At 54.2% G+C, this 21,549-nt stretch carries 21 protein-coding genes; 13 read left to right on the top strand and 8 right to left on the bottom strand.

Features of this window, described 5'->3' with window-relative positions; translation table 11 throughout:
* The first annotated feature begins 184 nt into the window (after positions 1–184).
* The gene (locus tag DEP07_RS10620) at positions 185–1,606 is read left to right on the top strand and encodes a hypothetical protein (protein WP_122963877.1); all 1,422 of its coding nucleotides are present in this window, start codon (positions 185–187) and stop codon (positions 1,604–1,606) included.
* A gap of 62 nt (positions 1,607–1,668) precedes the next feature.
* Here DEP07_RS10620 and DEP07_RS10615 read toward each other — a convergent pair whose 3' ends face one another.
* Positions 1,669–2,355 (bottom strand): class I SAM-dependent methyltransferase, encoded by a 687-nt coding sequence (locus tag DEP07_RS10615; protein WP_122963878.1) that lies wholly within the window; start codon positions 2,353–2,355, stop codon positions 1,669–1,671.
* 219 nt (positions 2,356–2,574) lie between these two features.
* Here DEP07_RS10615 and hppD point away from each other — a divergent pair, with 219 nt between their 5' ends.
* The 4 genes from hppD (at position 2,575) to DEP07_RS10595 (ending at position 6,542) form a co-directional block, all read left to right on the top strand.
* The gene (gene hppD, locus DEP07_RS10610; protein WP_122963879.1) at positions 2,575–3,666 is read left to right on the top strand and encodes a 4-hydroxyphenylpyruvate dioxygenase; all 1,092 of its coding nucleotides are present in this window, start codon (positions 2,575–2,577) and stop codon (positions 3,664–3,666) included.
* A gap of 202 nt (positions 3,667–3,868) precedes the next feature.
* Positions 3,869–5,596, top strand: coding sequence for a sensor histidine kinase (locus DEP07_RS10605; RefSeq protein ID WP_122963880.1), 1,728 nt, complete (start codon positions 3,869–3,871; stop codon positions 5,594–5,596).
* Positions 5,571–6,353, top strand: a complete 783-nt coding sequence (locus tag DEP07_RS10600) for a LytR/AlgR family response regulator transcription factor (protein ID WP_287102449.1) — start codon at positions 5,571–5,573, stop codon at positions 6,351–6,353. Before DEP07_RS10605 ends, DEP07_RS10600 begins: the two co-directional genes overlap by 26 nt.
* A 54-nt stretch (positions 6,354–6,407) precedes the next feature.
* Positions 6,408–6,542, top strand: a complete 135-nt coding sequence (locus DEP07_RS10595; protein ID WP_287102448.1) for a hypothetical protein — start codon at positions 6,408–6,410, stop codon at positions 6,540–6,542.
* Between the two features lie 87 nt (positions 6,543–6,629).
* Here DEP07_RS10595 and DEP07_RS10590 read toward each other — a convergent pair whose 3' ends face one another.
* The 3 genes from DEP07_RS10590 to DEP07_RS10580 all read right to left on the bottom strand — a co-directional run bounded on the left by DEP07_RS10590 (position 6,630) and on the right by DEP07_RS10580 (position 7,788).
* A complete protein-coding gene (locus DEP07_RS10590) occupies positions 6,630–7,115 on the bottom strand; it encodes an LPXTG cell wall anchor domain-containing protein (RefSeq protein ID WP_122963882.1) in 486 nt (161 codons plus the stop codon).
* 153 nt (positions 7,116–7,268) lie between these two features.
* Positions 7,269–7,391, bottom strand: coding sequence for a hypothetical protein (locus tag DEP07_RS10585; RefSeq protein WP_255679119.1), 123 nt, complete (start codon positions 7,389–7,391; stop codon positions 7,269–7,271).
* On the bottom strand, positions 7,381–7,788 hold the full coding sequence (locus DEP07_RS10580) for a hypothetical protein (protein ID WP_287102447.1): 408 nt from the start codon (positions 7,786–7,788) through the stop codon (positions 7,381–7,383). Before DEP07_RS10580 ends, DEP07_RS10585 begins: the two co-directional genes overlap by 11 nt.
* Before the next feature lie 231 nt (positions 7,789–8,019).
* Here DEP07_RS10580 and DEP07_RS10575 point away from each other — a divergent pair, with 231 nt between their 5' ends.
* From DEP07_RS10575 to DEP07_RS10560, 4 genes are all read left to right on the top strand, one after another.
* The gene (locus DEP07_RS10575; protein ID WP_122963884.1) at positions 8,020–10,110 is read left to right on the top strand and encodes a carbon starvation CstA family protein; all 2,091 of its coding nucleotides are present in this window, start codon (positions 8,020–8,022) and stop codon (positions 10,108–10,110) included.
* Positions 10,107–10,319: a CstA-like transporter-associated (seleno)protein gene (locus DEP07_RS10570; RefSeq protein ID WP_063227988.1), complete on the top strand. Its 213-nt coding sequence runs from the start codon at positions 10,107–10,109 to the stop codon at positions 10,317–10,319. The genes DEP07_RS10575 and DEP07_RS10570 overlap by 4 nt, the downstream gene beginning before the upstream one ends.
* 175 nt (positions 10,320–10,494) lie before the next feature.
* Positions 10,495–11,313: an inositol monophosphatase family protein gene (locus DEP07_RS10565; RefSeq protein WP_122963885.1), complete on the top strand. Its 819-nt coding sequence runs from the start codon at positions 10,495–10,497 to the stop codon at positions 11,311–11,313.
* A 188-nt stretch (positions 11,314–11,501) separates the two neighbouring features.
* Positions 11,502–12,602, top strand: coding sequence for a glycoside hydrolase family 15 protein (locus DEP07_RS10560; RefSeq protein WP_287102446.1), 1,101 nt, complete (start codon positions 11,502–11,504; stop codon positions 12,600–12,602).
* Between the two features lie 50 nt (positions 12,603–12,652).
* Here DEP07_RS10560 and DEP07_RS10555 read toward each other — a convergent pair whose 3' ends face one another.
* The gene (locus DEP07_RS10555; RefSeq protein ID WP_287102445.1) at positions 12,653–13,768 is read right to left on the bottom strand and encodes an S-layer homology domain-containing protein; all 1,116 of its coding nucleotides are present in this window, start codon (positions 13,766–13,768) and stop codon (positions 12,653–12,655) included.
* Positions 13,769–13,853: 85 nt separating this feature from the next.
* Positions 13,854–14,762 (bottom strand): DMT family transporter, encoded by a 909-nt coding sequence (locus DEP07_RS10550; RefSeq protein ID WP_287102444.1) that lies wholly within the window; start codon positions 14,760–14,762, stop codon positions 13,854–13,856.
* A 153-nt stretch (positions 14,763–14,915) separates the two neighbouring features.
* Between DEP07_RS10550 and DEP07_RS10545 the strand changes: the two genes are divergently transcribed.
* Positions 14,916–16,364, top strand: coding sequence for an aminotransferase-like domain-containing protein (locus tag DEP07_RS10545; RefSeq protein ID WP_287102443.1), 1,449 nt, complete (start codon positions 14,916–14,918; stop codon positions 16,362–16,364).
* A gap of 355 nt (positions 16,365–16,719) precedes the next feature.
* On the opposite strand, the gene DEP07_RS10540 is transcribed toward DEP07_RS10545, so the two are convergent.
* Positions 16,720–17,622: a LysR family transcriptional regulator gene (locus DEP07_RS10540; RefSeq protein WP_229049725.1), complete on the bottom strand. Its 903-nt coding sequence runs from the start codon at positions 17,620–17,622 to the stop codon at positions 16,720–16,722.
* Positions 17,623–17,756: 134 nt separating this feature from the next.
* Here DEP07_RS10540 and DEP07_RS10535 point away from each other — a divergent pair, with 134 nt between their 5' ends.
* From DEP07_RS10535 to DEP07_RS10525, 3 genes are all read left to right on the top strand, one after another.
* Positions 17,757–18,548 (top strand): SagB/ThcOx family dehydrogenase, encoded by a 792-nt coding sequence (locus DEP07_RS10535; RefSeq protein WP_281868131.1) that lies wholly within the window; start codon positions 17,757–17,759, stop codon positions 18,546–18,548.
* A 178-nt stretch (positions 18,549–18,726) separates the two neighbouring features.
* Positions 18,727–19,248 carry an SMI1/KNR4 family protein gene (locus DEP07_RS10530; protein WP_122963891.1) on the top strand — a complete coding sequence of 174 codons (522 nt, stop codon included), beginning with the start codon at positions 18,727–18,729 and terminating at the stop codon, positions 19,246–19,248.
* A gap of 246 nt (positions 19,249–19,494) precedes the next feature.
* Complete coding sequence (locus DEP07_RS10525; RefSeq protein WP_122963892.1) at positions 19,495–20,037, top strand: nitroreductase family protein; 543 nt, start codon at positions 19,495–19,497, stop codon at positions 20,035–20,037.
* An 83-nt stretch (positions 20,038–20,120) separates the two neighbouring features.
* Here the strand turns inward: DEP07_RS10525 and DEP07_RS10520 are convergent, their stop codons facing one another.
* Positions 20,121–21,548, bottom strand: coding sequence for a pyridoxal phosphate-dependent decarboxylase family protein (locus tag DEP07_RS10520; RefSeq protein WP_287102442.1), 1,428 nt, complete (start codon positions 21,546–21,548; stop codon positions 20,121–20,123).
* Position 21,549 lies beyond the last annotated feature (1 nt).

Below are 21,549 nucleotides of genomic sequence, written 5' to 3'. Positions count from 1 at the left end.
GCGGGAATGGGGTAAGCGCCAGTCGAAACTTGATCGAGTTGCTCAGGACGGCTGTTGTTGAGTCTGTGCGACGCGACATCGTGGGAGTGCTTTCGCGTTAGATGGTATCATTTTCAAGCTGATACAAGAAATGTTTGATTCGCAAGTATGAAATGGAGGAGTTTTTTTCAAACAGGAGGATGAGATGGTTAAAAAATTGAGCTTCTTGACTCTATTGATGGTGACGATTGCCGTATCTTCGTTTCTTTACGGTTCGGCTACGGCGCAGTTTTGGCAAAAGCCTGCTGAAAAAGCAACAACGAGCAAAGTAAATGGCGGTACTCTTTCCACGCGGGAGTTTGTCTTCGGCGAGGGCGAAGTGTATTGGAGCCAGCAGATCACGGGCAAGCAAGATAAGCAGCCGCACGTGATTACCGTTCCGATCCAGGGCAACAGCCAGAACATGCTGTTTCGCTATCGAGCCTACACGGAGGATAAACAGCCATATTGGCAATCCGTTTCGCTCGATCAGGTAAAAGAGCTGCCATTGGCTGCCGGATTCGTGGAAACAGAAGGGCGGTATATTTGGCTGGGAATGCCGACAGTATATGCCCACTTAGGCCAGGGCACGATACAGGAACATATCGAGCTTGCCCTGCCAGTTGAAGTCAAACAGAAGGCAAAAGGGGTCGAGCTGGAAATCAAGCTGCCGATCAGGGCGGGGTATACAAGCGAGATGTGGGCGCTTGACTCCAGGGAACCGCTCGTGCCGTGGGGCGAGAAACATTATGACAAAATTTGGCTCGCACTCGATGTTTCGCAAAATGCGAAATGGTTGCAGGACGGCTATTACTATAAAAGTCCGTCCACCTATGTACCGACTTCGGATACTTCTTATTGGCGGATTCCAGAAAATTATGTATTGCGCTCCTTTTTGTACACGGGCGGTGCCAGAGCGGGAGAAAACATGGCATACGTCATGTTGAAGGCGAGCATGTTGCAGCAGGAGCCGGAGGGAGATTGGAAGACGCTGCCTCTTTCCCAATGGCTGAGCGACGATTACGGGATTCCCGAAGGCTTTTTTGACACGCGGTTTAACACAGGGGCAGCCGAATTGATGCTGCGGGGCTGCCAGAAATACAACGAAGAACAATTTTGCCAGGCGGCGCAAAAATATAGCGCGTATTTCCATAAATACGCGGCTGAACATCATTATTCAGCAGCAGGCGTAACGGAAGGCTGGCTCGTGGCCGATTATGCCCATCCGGCCAAGCCTGGCATTCAGACGCATGTGTCGCTCAACCATCAGCTGGCGGAAATCAATTACTTGTACAGCAGCTACCAGCAATTCGGCAATCCGACAGACAAAGATTTGGCTGATGTTATGCTGACAGGGGTCATTAACCTGGGAAGCAAATGGATTCTTCCCAACGGCGACTTGCACTATGCCTACTTCCCGAACGGAACTTTCGGAAGGCGGGACTATCCGACTTTGACTTACAACGACTTGGTAGAAACCCAGCGCTTGTATCAACAGCTTCACGGCATGGAGGAACCAACCATCGCTCAGCTGATCGCGAGCAAGCAAGTATGGATGCAAAAAAACAACATCGCGTATTCCCAGTAAGACACGGCAAAAAAAGGCTGTAGGAGAGTTAGCTCCCGCAGCCTTTTGCTATGGAATCCTGCCTATTGCTTCTGAAGGGCAAACAAAGTCAGAAAACTGACAGCTTCTCGCAGCTCCACGCTCAAGCGCCCGGCGATATCCGGAGTAATGCCTTCCTTGTACACAGGCTCCTCCGCAAGCAGCACAAAGCCGTTTTCAGCCGCAAGCTGCTTGGCTTCCCACGGCATCATCGTATTTTGAATCGTATTTTCTTCATACAGCCGCCGATAGCTATGGGCGCGCGGGCCTGCTGTCGGGCCTAAAATACCGAGGATGAGAATCCCGCCTGGAGCGAGGACGCGATACAGCTCCAGCAAAGCTTGCAAGGGAGCGGGCGCAAATTCGACGACATTGATGGACATGACTGCTGCAAACGTGCCGTCTGCAAAGGGAAGCTTGCTGATATCTGCTGTCTGGAAGCGGACATTTTCCGGGAAAGCGGTTTGCCTGCTTTGGGCGAGACGAATCATTTCCCCGGCAATGTCGACTCCTTGGACCTGATATCCGTACTCGGCCAGCTTGCAGCTTGCGTAGCCATCTCCGCAGCCTGCATCCAGAATCGGCCCTTGTTCTGCCGACACATGGCGCTGTAAAAACGGGAGAATCGTGCTGCGGCTTCCTTTTTCCCACATCTGCTCGCTTCTTTTGTGCCAGTCGGCGGCAAACTCATCCCACTGCCTGGCAGCTTCTTTGCTCCATTGACCTGACAACTCTTCCACCTCCTAATGAAAGTGTGAACTGGCTTTATTGTACCAAGCGGGCGCTCAATTACATACTTTAATTGATGAAAGCGTTTGAGCGTTTTCGCGTTGTTCCGTGTTCTTGCGCGAGGAAGCGCTTCCAATGTAATCTCAATATAACGACAAAATAATCCCAATAAACCAAAAAGTAATAATTATTGAAAAAGAAGGAAAGCGGAGGGGTAGGCAATGAGCAATACCGATTTTTTCCCGATTCAAGACTGGGACTATTTGGAATTTTATGTAGGGAACGCTAAGCAGGCCATGCATTATTTTATAAAAGCGTTCGGCTTTGAAGCAGTAGCGTACGCCGGGCTGGAAACAGGCTCGCGCGAAAAAGTTTCCTATGTACTCAAGCAAAAGCACATGACTTTTGTCATCAGTGGCGCTCTGACGCCTGACAGCCCCATCGCCGATTTTGCGAAAAAGCATGGAGACGGCGTCAAAGACGTTGCCCTCCGGGTGGACGACTGTGAGCAAGCCTACCGCGAAGCCGTCTCGCGCGGTGCGATCCCGATCATGGAGCCAACCGAGTACACCGATGAATTTGGTACGGTGAAAAAAGCGGTAATCGGAACTTACGGCGAAAACGTGCACTCTTTTATTGAACGGAAAAATTACAACGGTCCATTCCTGCCTGGTTATGTCGCTTATCAGGCTCCGGTCACAGGAGAAAGCACCGGGCTGATCGGAATCGACCACATCGTCGGAAACGTGGAAGTGATGGACGAGTGGGTTGGCTACTATCAGCGGGTCATGGGATTCACCGCTGTGCAAAATTTCAGCGAGGACGACATTTCCACCGAGTATTCGGCTTTGATGTCCAAAGTGATGCAAAGCGGTACGGGACGAATCAAGTTCCCGATCAACGAGCCGGCAGAAGGACGCCGCAAATCGCAAATCCAGGAATTTCTTGAGTTCTACCAAGGACCAGGCGTACAGCACATTGCCGTGTTGACCAACGATATCATCGAAACCGTCTCCAAGCTGCGCGATAATGGCGTAGACTTCCTCACCGTGCCAGACACGTACTACGAGGATTTGAAGGAGCGTGTAGGCGAGATCGACGAAGATATCGAGGCGCTGAAAAAACTGGGCGTCCTGGTGGACAGAGACGATGAAGGCTACCTGCTGCAACTGTTCAGCAAGCCAATCGTCGACCGCCCGACTTTGTTTATCGAAGTGATTCAGCGCAAAGGAGCGCGCGGCTTCGGCAACGGCAACTTCAAGGCGCTGTTCGAGGCATTGGAGCGCGAGCAAGAGCGCAGGGGCAACCTGTAATACGTTCCATCGCCCAAGAAAAGCCATCTGTTGTGCCCAAAAGCACGATGGATGGCTTTGTTTGTGTCTCGTTCTTTTATTCTGCTTAATCTGCCTACTCTGACAATTGTCTTGACCGCATCTTTGCCCGCTGTAGATAATGGAGCAAAGGCGGACGAGCCGGAGGTGGCCCCGTCCTGACGCGAGCGAAGAGGGTGAGCAGATGGATGTATTTTTGATGATTCCACTGGCGGAGCGTACAGCAGTTCTGATCGTAGTCGCTTTGTTGTTTACGCGCGTGCGGGCTTTCCGCAGCATTTTGAACCAGCAGGCGACCTGGCGGGAAAAAGCCGTGATGGTCGTGATTTTTTCCGCGATCTCGATTCTCGGGACGTACAACGGGATCTGGTATCAGGACGCGATCGCCAATTCCCGCGTGATCGGCACGGTGGTAGCCGGACTGCTGGCAGGGCCAGGGGTAGGGCTGATGACAGGGCTGGTTGCCGGCATTCACCGCTACTCGCTGGGAGGCTTTACGGATTTGGCCTGCACGATTTCGACGATCAGCGAAGGCGTAATGGCCGGATGGATTTATCAGTTTCGGCGCAACCGCAATCAGGAGATCGGCTGGACAACGGCGCTCGTCGTCGGGTTTTTGGCGGAGTGGATGCAGATGGGCATCATTTTGCTCGTCGCCAAGCCGTACGGGGATGCGCTTGCCCTCGTGCAGTCGATCAGTGTTCCGATGTCTGTGGTCAACTCGTTCGGCATCGCCATTTTGATCATCATTATTGACCTGGCGAAAAAAGAAGAAGACCGGATCGGGGCGCTTCAAGCGCAAAGAACGATGCGGGTAGCGGACAAGACGCTTTCCTATTTGCGGGAAGGATTGACCTACGAATCCGCGCGAAAAGTAGCAGAGGAAATTTTGCGCACGACGAGAGTGGCCGCTGTCGCGATCACCGATACACGCTGCGTGCTTGCCCATGTAGGGGCAGGCTCATCGCATCATGTGGTGGGAGAAGGCATCACGACGAAGGCGACCAAGGAAGTGCTGGAAAGAAAAATGCTGATGATCGCCCGGACAAAAGAAGAGATCGGCTGCAAGGAGTCGAACTGTTCGCTGCGCTATGCGATTATCGTCCCGTTGATGCGCAGACAGGAGGTTGCGGGCGTGCTCAAGCTGTATCAGGATCGCTCTCGCATGCTGTCGGCAGTCGATTTGGAGCTGGTGCGCGGACTGGGCAACCTGATTTCTACCCAGCTGGAGCTGGCCGAGCTGGAAAAGCAGTCGCGGCTGCTGGCAGACGCCGAGATCAAAGCGCTGCACGCGCAAATCAACCCGCACTTTTTGTTCAATGCGCTCAACACGATTGTCTCGTTTATCCGCTTCCGGCCCGAGCAGGCTCGCGAGCTGCTGATCCATCTCGGCGAGTATTTTCGCCGCAACCTGCACGATTCCAGCGGCTATGTCAGCCTTGCGGGGGAGCTGGAGCATATTGAAGCGTACTTGGCGATTGAACGGGCGCGCTTTGGCGAAAAGCTGCACGTCGAATACGACATCGAGGACGGGGTGGAACGCTATACAGTGCCCGGACTGATTTTGCAGCCGCTGGTGGAAAATGCGGTCAAGCACGGGCTGCTGCCCAAGCGTGAGGGCGGGACCGTTCAAATCCGGGCGCGAAAAATTCAGCCGGATACGCTCGAACTGACGGTGGCGGATGACGGAGTAGGGATGGATACCGACCCGTTTTTACAGGCGAAGACGCCAAACAGGGAGCGGCGGCGTCTGTCGGGAATCGGTTTGGCGAATGTGAAAAGCCGGCTTGCCTCCATATACGGCGAGCCATACGGAATCGTCATCCAGAGCAGTGCAGGGAGCGGGACGACGTGTACGATACAATTGCCAATAGGAGTGAGTAGTAGTGCTAAAAGTGTTCATCGTGGATGACGAGGCACCTGCGCGAGAAGAGTTGCGCTATTTGCTGGAGCAATTTTTTGAGGTGTCGGTGATTGGCGAGGCTGCCAGCGGCGAGGAAGCGATCGAGTCAGTCATGCAGCTGGAACCGGATGCCGTCTTTTTGGACATTCACTTGCAGGATCGCGATGGCGTCGACGTAGGACAGGAGCTGTTGGAGTCGATGGTGAGGCCGCCCGTGATCATTTTTGCCAGTGCGTACGAGATTCATGCCGTTCGCGCGTTTGAAACAGAAGCGGTCGATTACATCGTCAAGCCGTTCAGCGAGGCGAGATTGGAAAAGACGGTGAACCGCGTCCGGAAAATGCTGCGGACGATGGAAGCGCCTGCCGAGGCGGTCCGCTTGTCCGAGGAGCAATTGCAAAGCCTGCTGCAAACCGTGCTGGCTGATCAGCAGCCCCGCCGTGTTCCCGTCGAGAAGAACGGGAAAATCATGCTGATCGATCCGAACGAGATCGTCTTTGCCACACTGGAAGGCAGGTATGCGAGCATTTACACCCATTGCGAGCAATACGCCACCAGCTTTACTTTGCAAGAATTGGAGAGCAGGCTGTCGCGCCAGCAGTTTTTTCGGACGCATCGGGCGTTCATCGTCAATTTGGCCAAGACGGCGGAGCTGGTTCCGTGGTTCAAAGGCTCGATTCATCTGGTCATGCAGGACAGCCGCAAAACAGAGGTGCCCGTCAGCCGCAATGTCGTGAAGGAGCTGAAGAAGCGGTTGGGGTTTTGACACGGCGAGCAGAGGGCGTAGCGATCATGCGCCATACAATCGGGTGAGCGCAAGATGAGTGCGGCTATCTACCTGTCGCCCAAGTACGTGCCAACAAAGCACTCCATCGCAAGACGCGAGGAACTGGCGTCAATCGTCCGTATACTGCTCAAGTCGGCTGGCGTCTGGATTGACGTTCGGGCGAAGTGACAGCCGGAGCTTGCAAAAAAAGCCCCCTCTCCCGCACGGAAAAACGTGTCGGGCAGAAGGGGCTTTTTGGCAAGCGGAAATGCTTGTTTAGAACGGTTGTTGATCCTGCTTCTTTTTCGTCAGCAGGAAGCCGCCGACGAGAATCAGCAAAAGTCCGATAGTTCCTCCGATTTGCGTCGACAGGAAGTTGGCCATCAAAAACACGATCGCAACAATCGTCAGGATGGCGATGGGAATGAGCAGCGCTGCCCTGCGGCCGCCAAACACGTACAGCTCGAACAGTCCCAGCGCTGGTCCAAGCAAGAAGAAAGGCCACGTATGGCTCATGTCTCCGTCCGCAAACACCGCGCTGAAAAAGAACAGCGGGGCATAGACGAGCAAAATGCCGCCGGGAACGAGCAGCCCGGCACGATGAGGCTTGGGGTCCATGAAGAAAAACAGATGAAAGCCGATAGCAGGGATGAGCAGAAAGGCAGGCCACAGCTTGTCAATGGCCAGGGGGATGCCGAGGTAGGTCGTCAGTACAAAAATGGCGCCGATTCCAATCAGCAAATAGCCTCCGATTTGTCGCATGAACGTGTTCTCCTTTTGGGTGGGAATGGCAATTATGTCTAAGTGTAACACGATTGGCGGGAGCGTGGATCGGCCTTGCGACGGAGGGTGTCTCAGACTGCAGCAGCCTCTTTCGCCGGAGATTGCGAGAGAGGCTGCCAGTTCTGAATCGATTTATCCGATATAATACTTCAACGCAAACAGACCGATCACGACAAAAATCAGGCTGACGGCAAAAATCTTGATGCTCTTGACCGTGCCCTGAATCATTTCCATTTCTTTTTTGCTATATTTCATAGTTAGACGACGCTCCTTTTCCGGATAGTTGCATGGTCCGAAAAAGAGCGTTGTCCAAAAAACGCGACCCGAATTTGAGCGGCATCAGCTTGAGCCAGTGCAGTCTTTTTTGCACGAGGAACAGCAACAGTTCGAGCAGGAAAACTAGCAAAAACAGAACCGTCGCTGGCGGTTCAACCAGGATCGCCCGAGAGAGTCTGAGGTCGCAGGAAGCGATCGGTGCAGGCGGACGGTAGCCAGCCCAATGAAAAATCCCCTGATGGGCGGGGGTATATGTAGCAGAGTCATCTGCGGATGTCCATTCGGTTGTCAGCGAGCCCGTGGGCAACAGGCACACACAGGCAAGCAAAAGAGCTGCCAGCCATGTGCGGACCAGTGCGGAAGAATGCGCCAGCATGGGGTACCTCCGTTTTTGCATCATCCAATTCCTTACGTTTACGAACGAGGCGGGAAAAGGTTTCGGTTTGGAAAAGAAAATGTATGCGTTTTCGCTCAAACGGATATGTTGCATCTCGTGCATGGTTTTGTACGGTTCAGCCATTTTTTGTTCTGTGAGGAAACCCCTTCGTGATACCTTGTACCAAGGTGAATTGCCTGAATTTTGGATAAATGGAAAGGGGCGACTCGAATGAAAAAATGGCTTCTCTCTCTCCTGATTTGGGGCGGGATTGCCGCTTTGGGTGCGGTTGGCTTCGGGATTATCGCGCTCAGCCGTGGAGAATCAGTCAATTCCTTCTGGTTGCTGACCGCTGCATTTTGTACGTACGCGGTTGCTTATCGCTTTTACAGCCGATTTATTGCGCGAAAAATCATGGGGCTGGATGACAAGCGGGCGACACCTGCCGAGGTGAACAACGACGGCAAAGATTTTGTGCCGACGAACAAGTGGATCTTGTTTGGGCACCACTTCGCCGCGATTGCCGGAGCCGGGCCGCTGGTAGGTCCGACTTTGGCGGCACAGATGGGGTATTTGCCAGGGACGATCTGGATCATTGTCGGGGTCGTCATCGGCGGGGCAGTACAAGACTTTGTCATTTTATTCGGTTCCATGCGTCGCAACGGGAAAACGTTGGGGCAGATTGCCAAGGAGGAGATCGGTCCGGTCGGCGGCGTCCTCGCCTTGGTAGGAATTATTGCAATTATGGTCATTTTGATTGCCGTTTTGGCGATGGTTGTTGTAAACGCTCTCGCGGAATCTCCGTGGGCTACTTTCACGATTTTCATGACATTGCCTATCGCGATTTTGATGGGCCTGTACATGCGCTACATTCGCCCCGGACGAGTCATGGAAGGCTCGCTCATCGGTTTGGCGCTGCTGTTTTTCTCCCTCTGGCTGGGCCAGCTTGTCGCTGCATCGCCAACGTGGGGGCCAGCTTTTACGTTCAGCAAAGTCCAGCTCGCCTGGATGATCATCATTTACGGCTTTATCGCTTCCGTCTTGCCAGTCTGGCTGCTGTTGGCGCCGCGTGATTACCTCAGCTCGTTTTTGAAGGTCGGCACCATCGCTGTGCTCGCGGTAGGCATCGTGTTGACGCTGCCGCCGCTGCACATGCCAGCTCTCACCAAGTTTATTGATGGAACGGGCCCGGTTTTTGCAGGCAATCTGTTCCCGTTCTTGTTCATTACGATTGCGTGCGGGGCGGTGTCCGGGTTCCACGCCTTGGTCTCATCCGGTACGACACCGAAGATGATCGCCAAAGAATCGCATGCTCCGCTGATTGGCTACGGCGGCATGCTGATGGAATCCGGCGTGGCGATCATGGCGATGATTGCCGCTTGCGTCTTGACTCCCGGCGTTTACTTCGCCATCAACTCGCCTGCTGCCGTCATCGGCGTCGATGCTGCGGCCGCCGCGCAGACGATTACAGGCTGGGGCTTTACCGTGTCGCCCGATCATTTGACGACGCTTGCCAACGACATTCAGGAAAAAACCATTTTGTCCCGGACAGGCGGAGCACCGTCTCTGGCTATCGGCATGGCGACGATCTTCTCCGGCATTTTGGGCGGAAAAGCACTGATGGCGTTTTGGTACCACTTCGCGATTTTGTTTGAAGCGGTGTTCATTTTGACGACGATTGATGCGGGAACCCGGGTGGGCCGCTTCATGGTTCAGGATATGCTCGGCAACGTGATCCCGAAAATGAAGCAAGTCAACTGGCTGCCGGGGAACCTGATCGGCTCGGCGATCATTACATTCGGCTGGGGCTACTTCCTGCTCCAGGGCGTCATGGACCCGCTCGGTGGCATCTACACGCTGTGGCCGCTGTTCGGTATCGCCAACCAGATGCTCGCCGCGATCGCCTTTACAGTTGGCACGACGCTGATTTTCAAAATGGGCAAGGCCGCTTATTCGTGGGTCACGCTTGTGCCTATGGCGTGGTTGACGACTGCTACCTTGACCGCAGGCTGGCAAAAGCTGTTCCATGCCGATCCGAAAATCGGCTTCCTCGCTCACGCAGACGCTTTCCAGAAGGCGTTGGATTCCGGAACGCTGCCAAACGGGGTAAAGACGATCGAGGCCGCGCAAAAAATGATCATGAACGACCATATCGACGCAGCGGTGTGCGCGATTTTCATGGTCATCACCGCGGGGATTATTCTCGATGGAGCGCGGGTGTGGATCAACATCCTGCGCGGCAAGAAGTATCCGCTGCACGAGTCGCCGTACATCGAGTCCAAAGGCGTTGTGATTGACGGCAAAGGACATCATGTCGCATGAGGCGAAAGTGGAGGGAGATGCGCAAGGCATTGCGGCGGGTCAGCTCTGCGATCAAAACGATTTTCGGCATGCCGGACTACGACCGCTACCTCAAGCATTGGTACGAGACGCACGGCGCGCCGGGCATTTTCCCGATGACCGAGCGAGAATACTACATGTACGCCCTGCAAGAGCGCTTTGAAAAAGGCGGGGTAACGCGCTGCTGCTAGTTTGCAACGTCTGTAACAAAAGGTGCCCCTGTCATCAGCAGATGGCGGGTGGGCACCTTTTGTACGCGGTGAACAAGACGCAAATTCAAGTGTGAGCGCAGATTTTGCGTGTGGTGTATCAACAGGTAAAGTATGGTACACTAAAAAGAAAGTCAAGTTTTAGGTGGCGATATGCGTGCAAGCATCAACTCTGGCGGCGCTAAAAGAGCTGGCTCTGCAATGCGCCCGTTCAGCGGGTGAGCTGAGTCTGAAGCGAATGAAAGAGCCTTTTACCGTCGAATATAAGACGTCTGCCTCCGATCTTGTCACAGCAGTAGATAAAGAAGTGGAGAAGCATGTCATCAGCATGATTTTGAAACGCTTTCCCGATCACGGGATTTTGGGGGAAGAGAGCACTTTTGCGCAAGACCCCGCACAGTTCGAGACACTTTGGGTCATCGATCCCATTGATGGAACGACCAATTACGTGCACCAGCAAATCAATTTTTCCGTTTCCATTGCCGTTTATCATAAGGGAGAGGGCCTGGTTGGAGTGGTTTACGATCCTTCCCGCGACGAGCTGTTTTACGCGGTGAAGGGCGAAGGGGCGTACTTGAACGACCGTCCGCTTCATTTGGACCGCATCGTCAGTCTGGAAGAGGCGCTTTTGTGCACGAGCGTGTTCTGGAACAAGCGCGCCGAACAGATGGGCATTGACTTGATCGTCAAAAAACTCGCGGGAAAAGTGCGCGGGATGCGCCTGCTCGGCAGCGCGGCCCTGGAGATGGCTTACGTGGCGGCAGGCAGGCTGGACGGCTATGTGAGCCTTTCGCTCAATGCCTGGGATTTTGGCGCGGGGCGAATCCTGGTGGAAGAGGCAGGCGGCCGGGTCACGACAATGACGGGCACGCCGCTTCCTTACAACGAAAAAAGCAGCGTAATGGCCTGCAACCCGACTTTTTACGAAGAATTGCAGCAATACCTGCATGTGGCAGAAAATACGCAAACCGATTAGGGGAGCAACACATCGGACAAAACCCACTGGACACAGGCTGCCAGTGGGTTTTGTCTAGGCGAGCGCCGTAAAAGGTGCCTTTCGCGGGGCTTGATGCATATGCTACAAAAAAGCGAGCAGAGCACAAGAGAGCACAAATCGTCAGGCTTTCCATGGAGAAGGCTTGTCTCATAAAAGGGGGAAAGAGTGTGGCTGCCAAAACCTTGATGGCTGACAGTGTACAGTTGATCTTGCAGCACCAGGCGGCCAGTGGAGCGTATCTCGCGTCACCTGGCTTTCTCCACTATCAATACGCCTGGCTGCGCGACGGGACGTTCACGGCGTATGCGATGAATCGCGCAGGGCAACATGACAGCGCTTCCCGCTTTTATGAATGGTGCGGAGATGTCATCGTCAGGCATGAACAAAAGGCCAGAGCAGCCATTTTGGCCGTACAGTCAGGCAAGTGGGATGGCAAAGCAGGCAACGAGCTGTTTTTGCACACGCGCTACACCGTGGATGGCAAAGAAGTGGCGGGCGAGTGGGGCAGCTTTCAACTCGATGGCTATGGGACATGGCTGTGGGGGGTGTCCGAGCATGTCCGGATGAGCGGGGAGCAAGCGATCATCGACAGGCTCGCCCCGGCGATTGAGCTGACTTTGGACTACTTGGCTGCCTGCTGGCCACTGCCCAATTTCGACTGCTGGGAGGAATGGGGCGAACGGATTCACCCTGTCACGCTCGCAGCCGTTTTTGCCGGAGTCAAAGCGATGGAGCGGCATCTGCCCGAGCGCGCATCCGAGCTTGCGCTTTTGGCGGACCGGATTCGTCAGTACGTGCTTGAGCATGGGACGGCAAACGGAAAATTCCTCAAATCTGTCGGCAATCACGCGGTAGACGCCAGTCTTTTGTGGTTGGCATTGCCGTACGGCCTGGTCGAGGTGACAGACCCGCTCATGGTGAAAACGGTAGAGGCGATCGAGCAAGAGTTGCTGTTCGGCTGCGGCGTGCATCGGTATGCGGCGGATACGTACTACGGAGGAGGACAGTGGCCGCTTTTGTCTGCCTGGCTTGGCTGGTACTATGTGCGTGCAGGCAAAACGGACAGGGCACAAGAGATTTTGGACTGGATTGTCGCCAAGCAAGCAGCGGCGGGACTGCCTGAACAGGTGCAGGAGCATTTGCTGGCGCCTGAGCAGTATGCGGCATGGATAGAGAGGGCTGGTCAGCCTGCGGTTCCCCTGTTGTGGTCGCACGCGATGTTTCTCGTTCTTGCTGCTGAGCTTGGCCTGCTTGAGTCTGGAACGTAAAACGCGGCACTCCTGGGCGGGAGGCCGCGTTTTGTTTGCGGAGGCTTGCTTTATTCTTTTTGCCAGGCAATCGACAGCGAGTTGTGTTGTCTGTACGTGATGACAAAGCGCACCTTGTTGTGAGAAAGCACCTTGTCCTCCGGGCCTTGCTTCATCTCGCTGATGGTAGCCGGAAGCTGGGGAGGAGGCTCGATTCCGAACTGGCGGAGCACATCCATGGCGATTTGCACCGCAGTCTGGTTTTGGACGTCGTTAATGTCAATTTTGGTCAGCCCGGCCAGACGCTGGTCTTGTTCGTTTTTGAAGCCGTGGAAATCGGGACCCAATTCGGAAGTATCGTCAAAATGAACATAGAGGACGGCCTGCGTGTCGTCTCCATCCTGTTCGGTTGGCGTGATTTCGCGTTGAATGGTTCGGAACATGCTGTTTACTCCCGGCTGGTATCGTTCCACAAAATAGCCTGGGTGTTGAAAAAGCACCGTGTACAGTTTCTCTTCTTTTGGATCGGCGAATTGCTGGCCAGAGAGCGTCGGCAATTTTTGCGGATCGCTAGGTTGTTGGGGACGAACCTTTAATTGTTTCAAGCCATTGCTTTTGAGCTTCTCCAAAAAGGCGACGGCTTCTGCCCGTGTCAAATAGCTTTGGCCCTGGTAAGACTGGATGCTGGCCTGCCCCGCTGCTTTTCCGCTGGCATAGCCTTTGGCAAGCAGGTAGTGAACGGCAAAATCGCCATGATAGTTCTCGCCATCGGCACCCGCGATGATTTCGGCTACCTCGTATCGGGTAATCGGTCGATCCCGGTACAAATACTGGTTGCGCTCGAAGCGGGACAAGTATTGTTGCTGCAAAGTTGAGTAAGGGTAGTGATAAGGCGCCAAAGCGTCATAAATGGGATCGGCCCAGTGGAGGGCTTGCTTTTTGCTTGGCGGAATCTGGATGTGATAAGTCCGGGCCAGCATGGTGAAAAAAGCGGCGACGGTAACGTGCTCCTCCGGGGCAAAGCGATTTCCCGGATAGCCTTGCACAATGCCTTGCTCGACGGCGCGTGCAATCGTATCTTTGGCCCAGTGTTGTTCAGGCACGTCGGTAAAAGTTGCCGCCCTGGCAGGCAAAACGGACAGCGTGGCAAACAAGACAGCCATGATTGCCAGCAAATAAGGTTTCATTTTTCAGTCACTTCCTTTGCTGTTTGCAAGCGTTAGTGGAAAAGGGGACAAGCCCGTTCATTATACGCACTTGACTGGTAGAAAGTTACAACGGAGCATCCGCTTTTATTTGCTGTTGAGGATGCTTTTTGTTCACGGCAAGCAGCACGCCTGCAAGTGTCACAACACCGCCCGCGATGGACAGCCAGGAAGGAACCTCGCCCAACCAGCCCCAGGCGATCAAAAAGGACAGGACAGGCGTCAAGTAAAGGGAGCTGGTCGCTTCCTTCGTGCCGACAGCCGAAGTGACGTAAGCCAGAGCCAAATAGGCGACGACGCTCGGAAAGATGCCCAAGTACAGGACACTTTGCGTGACAGCCCACGGGGCGGACAAAATAGCGCTCCCAAGCCCCGGCAAAAAAACGAGCATGAGCAGCGTGCCTGCCCAGAGCGTATAGGCGGTAAACGCGAAGACGCCGTATTTTTCTACATAGTTTCGCTGAAAGGCAAAGTAGATGCTCTCACTCACTGCTGCCAACAAAATCAAGAATATTCCGTTATTAAAAGACAAGGAGCTGTCGGTTCCTAGCGAACAAACAACGACTCCCGTGAAAGCGATCAGCGCCCCAATCCAGCCTCGCGCCCCCCAGCGTTCCCGGTAGAACAGAAAGGCAAACAGGGCAGAAAAAATCGGGGTAGTCGTCACAAACAGGCTGGCAACTCCGGCGCTGACCGTCAACTCGCCGATATTGAGTGCCGTATGGTAAACGGAAAAGCCAAACCCTCCGAGCAGAAAGAAAGCGGGAATGTCTTTTTTCGCGGGAAGCGGCAGGCGAAGGAAAGGAGCAAGCACCAACAAAAACGCAGAACCGATCAAAAACCGCAGCAACGACAGATGCTCCGGCGAATACCCTTGCAATCCGACGCGAATGCCTGCAAAAGCAGATGCCCACAGCACCAGGCTGACGCCGTGAGCGGCCAACACTCGTCCTTTGGAATTGGAATAAGCCGACACGTGTACAACATCCCCTCGCTATAAAATGAACCCAACCAGTTGAGTTGCTTTTTCCATGGTAATCAAGAAGTGGTAAAATAGCTGCAACCACTCGGGCAACAAAAAAACCAACCACTTTTGCTCAAAAAGAAAAAGGCGAGGGGAGCGGGACAAGTGAGCAGCGAAGGGCCAAACGGCGCCAAGGCAACGCCAAAATACAAGCAGATTATCGCTTACATCAAAAGCAAAATCTCGTCAGGGGAATGGCCCATCGGCAGCAAAATTCCCAGCCAGCGCGTCCTGGCAGCTACTTTTGGGGTCAATCGCAGCACGGTCATCACGGCGCTGGAGGAGCTTGTTGCTGACGGCTTGATCGAGGGCAGGCTGGGGATGGGAACGGTGGTCGTCAACAATACGTGGACACTGCTCGCCACGACGCCTCCGCCGGATTGGGACCAGTACGTCAAGGCGGGCTTGCACAAGCCGAGCCAGACCGCTGTGCATCAGATCAACGAGGATGAATTTAACAGCGAACTGATTCAACTCAGCAAAGGGGAGCTGTCGCCGGAGATTTTCCCGCTGGAAGGGATGAAGCAGGTGATGGAGCGGGTGACGCAGCGGCTGTCACGCTTTGGCTACGAGGAGCCGAGAGGGTATTTGCCGCTGCGCGAAGCGGTGAGCGAATACGTGAAAAGGTTGGGCATCCAGGCGTCCGCCTCGTCCATTTTGATCGTCTCGGGAGCTTTGCAGGCGCTCCAGTTGATATCTGTCGGGCTGTTGCATCGCGGCTCGACGGTCTATCTGGAGCAGCCTTCCTATTTGAACTCTTTGCACGTGTTTCAATCGGCGGGCATGAAGCTGTCCGGTCTGCGGATGGATCAGGAAGGGCTTGTCCCGGATGAGCTTGCACCGGGGAACAAGCAGGGGAGCGGGGCGATTCTCTACACGAATCCGTGCTTTCACAACCCGACAGGCATCCTGATGACAGAACGCCGCCGCCGCGAGTTGCTGCGGGTGTGCGAGCAAGAACGGTTGCCAGTCATCGAGGATGATATATACCGCGAGCTGTGGACGACAGAACCGCCGCCACCGCCGCTCAAGGCCAGAGATCGCCACGGACACGTCCTGTACCTCGGCAGCTTGTCCAAGTCGTTGACACCTGGTTTGCGCATCGGTTGGGTAGTTGGCCCGGAGCCTGTGATTGCCAGGCTCGCCGATCTGAAAATGCAGACAGATTACGGGGCAAGCTCGCTGTCGCAACGGGTGGCAGCGGAGTGGCTGGCAAGCGGCATGTACGAGCAGCAGATGAACGAGGTTCGCTGGCAGCTGCTCATGCGCCAGGAGGCAGCCGTCCACGCGCTGAACATGCACATGAACGGGCTGGCAAGCTGGGAAGTGCCCGCGGGCGGCTTTTTTATCTGGCTGAAAATCAATGGCAAGCTGTCCATGACGGAGCTGTTTACCGCGGCGCAGCGCCAAGGGTTGCTGATTAATCCGGGCTATATATACGGCGAGACGCAAGGAGGGTACGTGCGCCTGTCCTATGCCTACGCTTCGGTGGCAGAGCTGCACACCGGGATCGAGCGTCTCGGCAAGATTGTCGCTGCGCTTTTGCAGAAATAAAGGAGGGCGAGCGGGGCGGGGGAGTAGAGTAGCTCCTGTTCCGGTAACGGCGGCAACGGGTTCGCTCGCTTGGCTTGGTGACAACGGGTTATGTCTCGTTGGCAGGGTTGTGGTCAGGCCGAAGCGGCTTCATTGCCTGTATAACGGCTGCCAACTGGTTCGCCCGCCTGCCAGCGGCTGTAATGTCCCGCCAGCAGGTTTGTGGTCAAGGAGAAGCGGCTTCATTGCTTGTAACAGCGGCGCTGGTTTGCTCGCCTGCCAGTGGCTATAATGTCGCGCCAGCAGCTTTTTGTGCAGGGAGAAAAGGTTCCATTGTTTGTAACGGTGTCATTAATCTGCTAACCTGCCCACGTCACTAAACCTCCCCAACAGCTTTGCGGTCAGGCAAAAACGGCTCCATTGCCTGCACGTACTTTTGACTGTGCACGGCAAATTCGGCGGTCAAGGGGGAGATCGTCTGCCAGTCGCGCACCGCGAGAACGACCTCGCGCCGGATCGGCGGGTCGAGCGGAATGGCGACGACCTTGGGCAGAACAGCGGGCATATACAGCTCCGGCATGATCGTGACGCCGATGTACTCCTGAACCATGGTCAAAATCGTGTACACTTCCCGGACTTCAAACGTAATTGCGGGCGTAATCGCGTTTTCCTGCAACATCTTTTTGATACACCCGTCTTTTGGCATGATAAAACAGCGATCGGCAATCTCGTCGAAGCGCAAAGTCGCCCGATCTTTCAGCGGATGCGTATCAGGCAAAATCACCATCATTTCGTCCAACAGCAGCGGCATCGTTTGCAGCTCGCGGCCCGGAATCGCGGTAAAAGCGATGTCCACCACCGAGCTGCTCATCCATTTGTCGATCTCGTCGCTGTCGCCTTCGAGCAGCATGATCTCCACCGCCGGGAACCGTTTGCGAAAGCTCCCGAGAAGTCCCGGCAAAAAGCGCGAAGCGACGCTCGGAATTGAGGCGATGCGCAAAGTACCGGACGCAAGCCCCCTCGCCAGATTGGCCTCTTCCGTCATGCAAGCGGTAATCGTCAAAATGTCGCGGGCATGCTGCAGCATCCGTTCGCCGATGCTCGTCGGAGTGATGCCGCTGCGACTGCGCAGAAACAGGCAGACGCCGAGTTCTTTTTCCAACGCCTGAATCATTTGCGACACAGCCGATTGCGTAAAACCGATTTCCTCCGCAGCGCGAGTAAAGCTGCCTGCCTTGGCTGCGGCGACCAGTACCTGAAGCTGAGTGAGCGTCATCATGGCTCATTCCTTTTCCATTAGTAAAATCTTATGGAATGTATTATAAAGCATTGTTTTACTGATAGAAAACCTCCCCGTATAGTAAAAGACGTAGCAAGACCAACAACGATTTGAAAAACGGGGAGGATTTTGGCATGCATCCTGAATGGCAACGAATTGCGAATGAATTTATCCAGGCTACATCGTATCGGCTGGGTGATCTGGAAAAGGGCTGGGCCGCCCGCTACGACTTTTCCAAACGGCCGCCGACCTATTTACAGTATGAAGAGGCGTTTGTGCGCATTCCTTTGGGCGAGCCCGACTTTCCAAGCTCCGGTGATTCGGCTGATTTGTGGGAGCTTCTGCAAAATCGCCGCTCCAAACGCAACTTTTTGCCCCAGCCGCTCAGCCTGAACGAGCTGAACTTGCTGCTCTGGGGCACGCAAGGCATCACGGCAGACATGGGAGACTACCAGCTGCGCACGACTCCTTCGGCAGGCGCTTTGTATCCGATCGAGACGTTTTTGCTGATCAACCATGTCGAAGGTTTAGAAAAAGGCTTGTATCATCTCGACGTGAAAAATTGGTGCCTGGAAGGCCTGAAAAAACAAGACGTGTCTGAAGTAGCCTATCAGCTTACAGAGGAGCAGGAGATGACGCGGCGCGCAGCCGTCAATTTTGTCTGGACGGCCAAAGTGGATCGGGTGCGGCATAAATACAACGAACGGGCTTACCGCTACATTTGGTGGGACTCCGGCCACACCGCGCAGAACCTGCATCTGGCAGCAAACGCTTTGGGACTTGGAGTCAGCACGGTCGGCCACTGGATGGATCACGATATGAACGAATTTTTGGGAATCGATGGCAAGGAGCATTTGTCCGTATTGATGGCGTCCGTCGGCAAAATCGCCGGAGGGCATTGGCTGGAGGAGCGGCGGCCGAAGTGATGGCGGAAAGCGGGATGGCTGAGGAGGCCATCCTTTTTTATTTACCGGGGAAACAAAAGAGAAAGACTGATTGAAGATAGATTCCGAATTATGGTATGTTTGATAAAAGATTGAATTTAGAAAAACATTTCTTGTTGGTCTATTTTTTTATATTGCTGAAGTTTTGGAGGCTATGAAAATGAACAAGTGGAACCATGTGATCTTTGAAAATTGCAGTGAAAAAATCACAATGGATGATATAAAAAAAGTTGAAGCTGCGCTAGGAGTAACTTTCCCCAAGGATTTTACAGAATGCATGCTGGAAAATAATGATGGTTCCCCAGTTCCTTGCGCGTTTGATTATGGCGAAGTGGAAGGGAAAGTGTTTCATACATTTTATAGCTTGAGTGATGCAGTTGGTCATTACTATATACTTGATGCATATAATGCCACCAAGAATTACTTGCCAGAAGGGGTCATTCCGATTGGTTACGATGCTGGCGGTGGTGATATCTGCTTTGACTATACGAATGGAACGCTTTCTGACCCGGTGGTCGTGTACGCTGACCATGAATTTTTGATCTCTGAATCAGATTTAGATGAATCGGATCTGCAAGAGAAAACATTAAATGAATGGCAAAGACAAGCGATCAGCCCACTGGCAGCGAGCTTCAGTGAATTTTTAGCTAAACTCTATAACTATACGATGAAGAATAGTTAACAGGCTGTGTAAGTTTCTTTATTTGCTCGCATACGTCAAACAGATAGAAAAAGCTTCATCCCAGACGCGAAACAAGAGGTGGTCAGGGTGAAGCTTTTTTCTCCTGCCCTACCAACCTTGCTTCCCAAAAAGCAAAGTGCAGCCAACATGCTTTTCCCCTTGCTTTTCTCCCAGCCAAACGATAACATATGATACTGATAACCATTATCAGGATATAATTATGTCCGTCCAAAGAAGGTGAACGATGTGTCCATTGCCAAAGTCATTCGCGAGCGCCGCTCGATTAAAAAGGCTTATAAACCGGATGCCGTACCCGAACAACTCGTACTGGAACTGTTGAATGATGCTGTGTACGCACCGAATCACGGTTTGCGCGAGCCATGGCGCTTCTTGTTTGTGCCGACGGAGAACAAGGCCGCTTTTGTAGAGAAACTGATTACAGCCTATCCGGCCGAATCGCACGAGGCGCGCAGAGAAATGTACAACCAGCCGGCTGCTTACCTGATCGTCATTATGAAGGAAGACCCGCGCCAAAAACAGTGGGAGGAAGATTTCAGCGCCGTTTGCGCGTTGATTCAAAACTTTCAGCTGTTGGCTTGGGAGCGCGATTTGGGCGTGGTCTGGAAAACGAACGCGCACAACTGGGACCCGAAGGCTCACCAGCTGCTGGGCGTTGCGCCAGGCGAGAAAATCGTCGGCTTTTTGCACCTGGGCTTTTTCGACCAGGAAGACGTGCCGGAAGCTCGTCCGCGGACGAGAGCAGAAGAAAAGTTTACAAGATTTGAATAGCAGCAGCTATCTTCCTGTTCAGCAAAAGACGTGCAAAGCGAGGCCCACACAGGGTCTCGCTTTTTTGCATGCTGACGAAGCAGTCACCCTTCCCGCGAATATCCGGCAAAACTATCGCACAACGCTTGCCAGATCACGTCCACATCTTGGCCCACTGTTCGCCAGTTGCTGAAGGCGGCTCGAATTGCCGGGCTTCCTTGATAGTTCGTCGGGGTCATGAACACACGCCCATCCCGACTGAGATGGTCGAGAAACCGAGTGATGTCATTCATAGTCAGTGGTTCTTCCGCACGCGTTTTCCTTTTCAGCGAAAAGCACACGATATTCAGCCTGACGGGCGCGAGCAGTTCGAAGCTGTCGCTGCCCGCGATTTTTTCGCCCAACAGCCGGGCTGCCTCGGCGTTTGACTCCACGATTTCTTTGTACCCAGCGCGTCCGTAAGCCTGCAAGCTGAACCAGGCGGGGAGGGCGCGGAAACGTCGGGAGTTTTCCGGAGTGAGATGAGCAAATTCGGGTTGGGCGATTGCGCTGCCCAAATACGCGGCGTTATTTTGGAAAACGTCTACCTGGAGCGACTTGTGCCGCGTGTACTGCATGGCGGAGTCGTACGGGACATTGAGCCATTTGTGCGCGTCGATGGTGATGGAGTCAGCGTGCTCCAAGCCGTTTACGAGGTGGCTGAAGCGAGGGGAGCATGCCGCGAACCCGCCAAAAGCAGCGTCGACATGCAGCCAGAAAGCATAGTCGCTTTTCAGCCGGGCGATAGCCGCAAGATCGTCGTAGTCGACCGTGTTGACGGTTCCGGCATTGGCTACGACCACGCACGGCTCGTTGCGATGTTCCTCCAAAAAAGCGCGCAGCGCAGCGATGTCGATTGCTTCCCGGTTCGGCTGGCACGGGATCAAGTGCATGCTTTTTCTGCCGATGCCGAGCATGGAGAGAGATTTATAGATGCTGGAATGCGGAGCGCCACTGGCGATTTTGAGCGGAGGCAACTGGTACAGGCCATCGTTTGCCACGTCCACCCCTTGCTTGCGGGCAGCCCACTGTCTGGCTTGGGCCAGACCAACGAAATTCGCCATCGTCGCGCCGCTGACAAATGCGCCGCTGAAATCGTCCGGGAGCAGGAATAGCTCTCTGAGCATGGCGATCGTCTCCAGCTCCACGTAACCTGCGATCGAATCGGAAATCCCGGACAGATTCTGGTCGTAGACGCTGACGAGCCAGTCGCCCGCGATGGAAGCCGGGGTCGCCCCGCCTGTGACGAATCCGAGGTAACGCGGCCCGGCGCTTGCGCTCAACTTTTTCGCATACAGCTGCTGAAACCGTTCCAATGCCTGCAAGCCCCCGCGGCCATCTGACGGCAACGACTCCACCGCTTCCGTTTTCGCTTGCGCAGCGACTGGCCGCTCTTCCAGTCCGGCAAAAAACTGGAGCGATTCCTGCACCACCCGATTCAAAAGGGCCGCCAAATCCTGCTGATCTGCTTGCATTTTGCTGACCATTGCCATC

It is taken from the genome of Brevibacillus sp. (genome assembly GCF_003521185.1).
GTDB lineage: Bacteria > Bacillota > Bacilli > Brevibacillales > Brevibacillaceae > Brevibacillus > Brevibacillus parabrevis.
The sequence above is the reverse complement of the archived record's forward strand: the minus strand, read 5'-3'. Positions and strand labels throughout refer to the sequence as shown.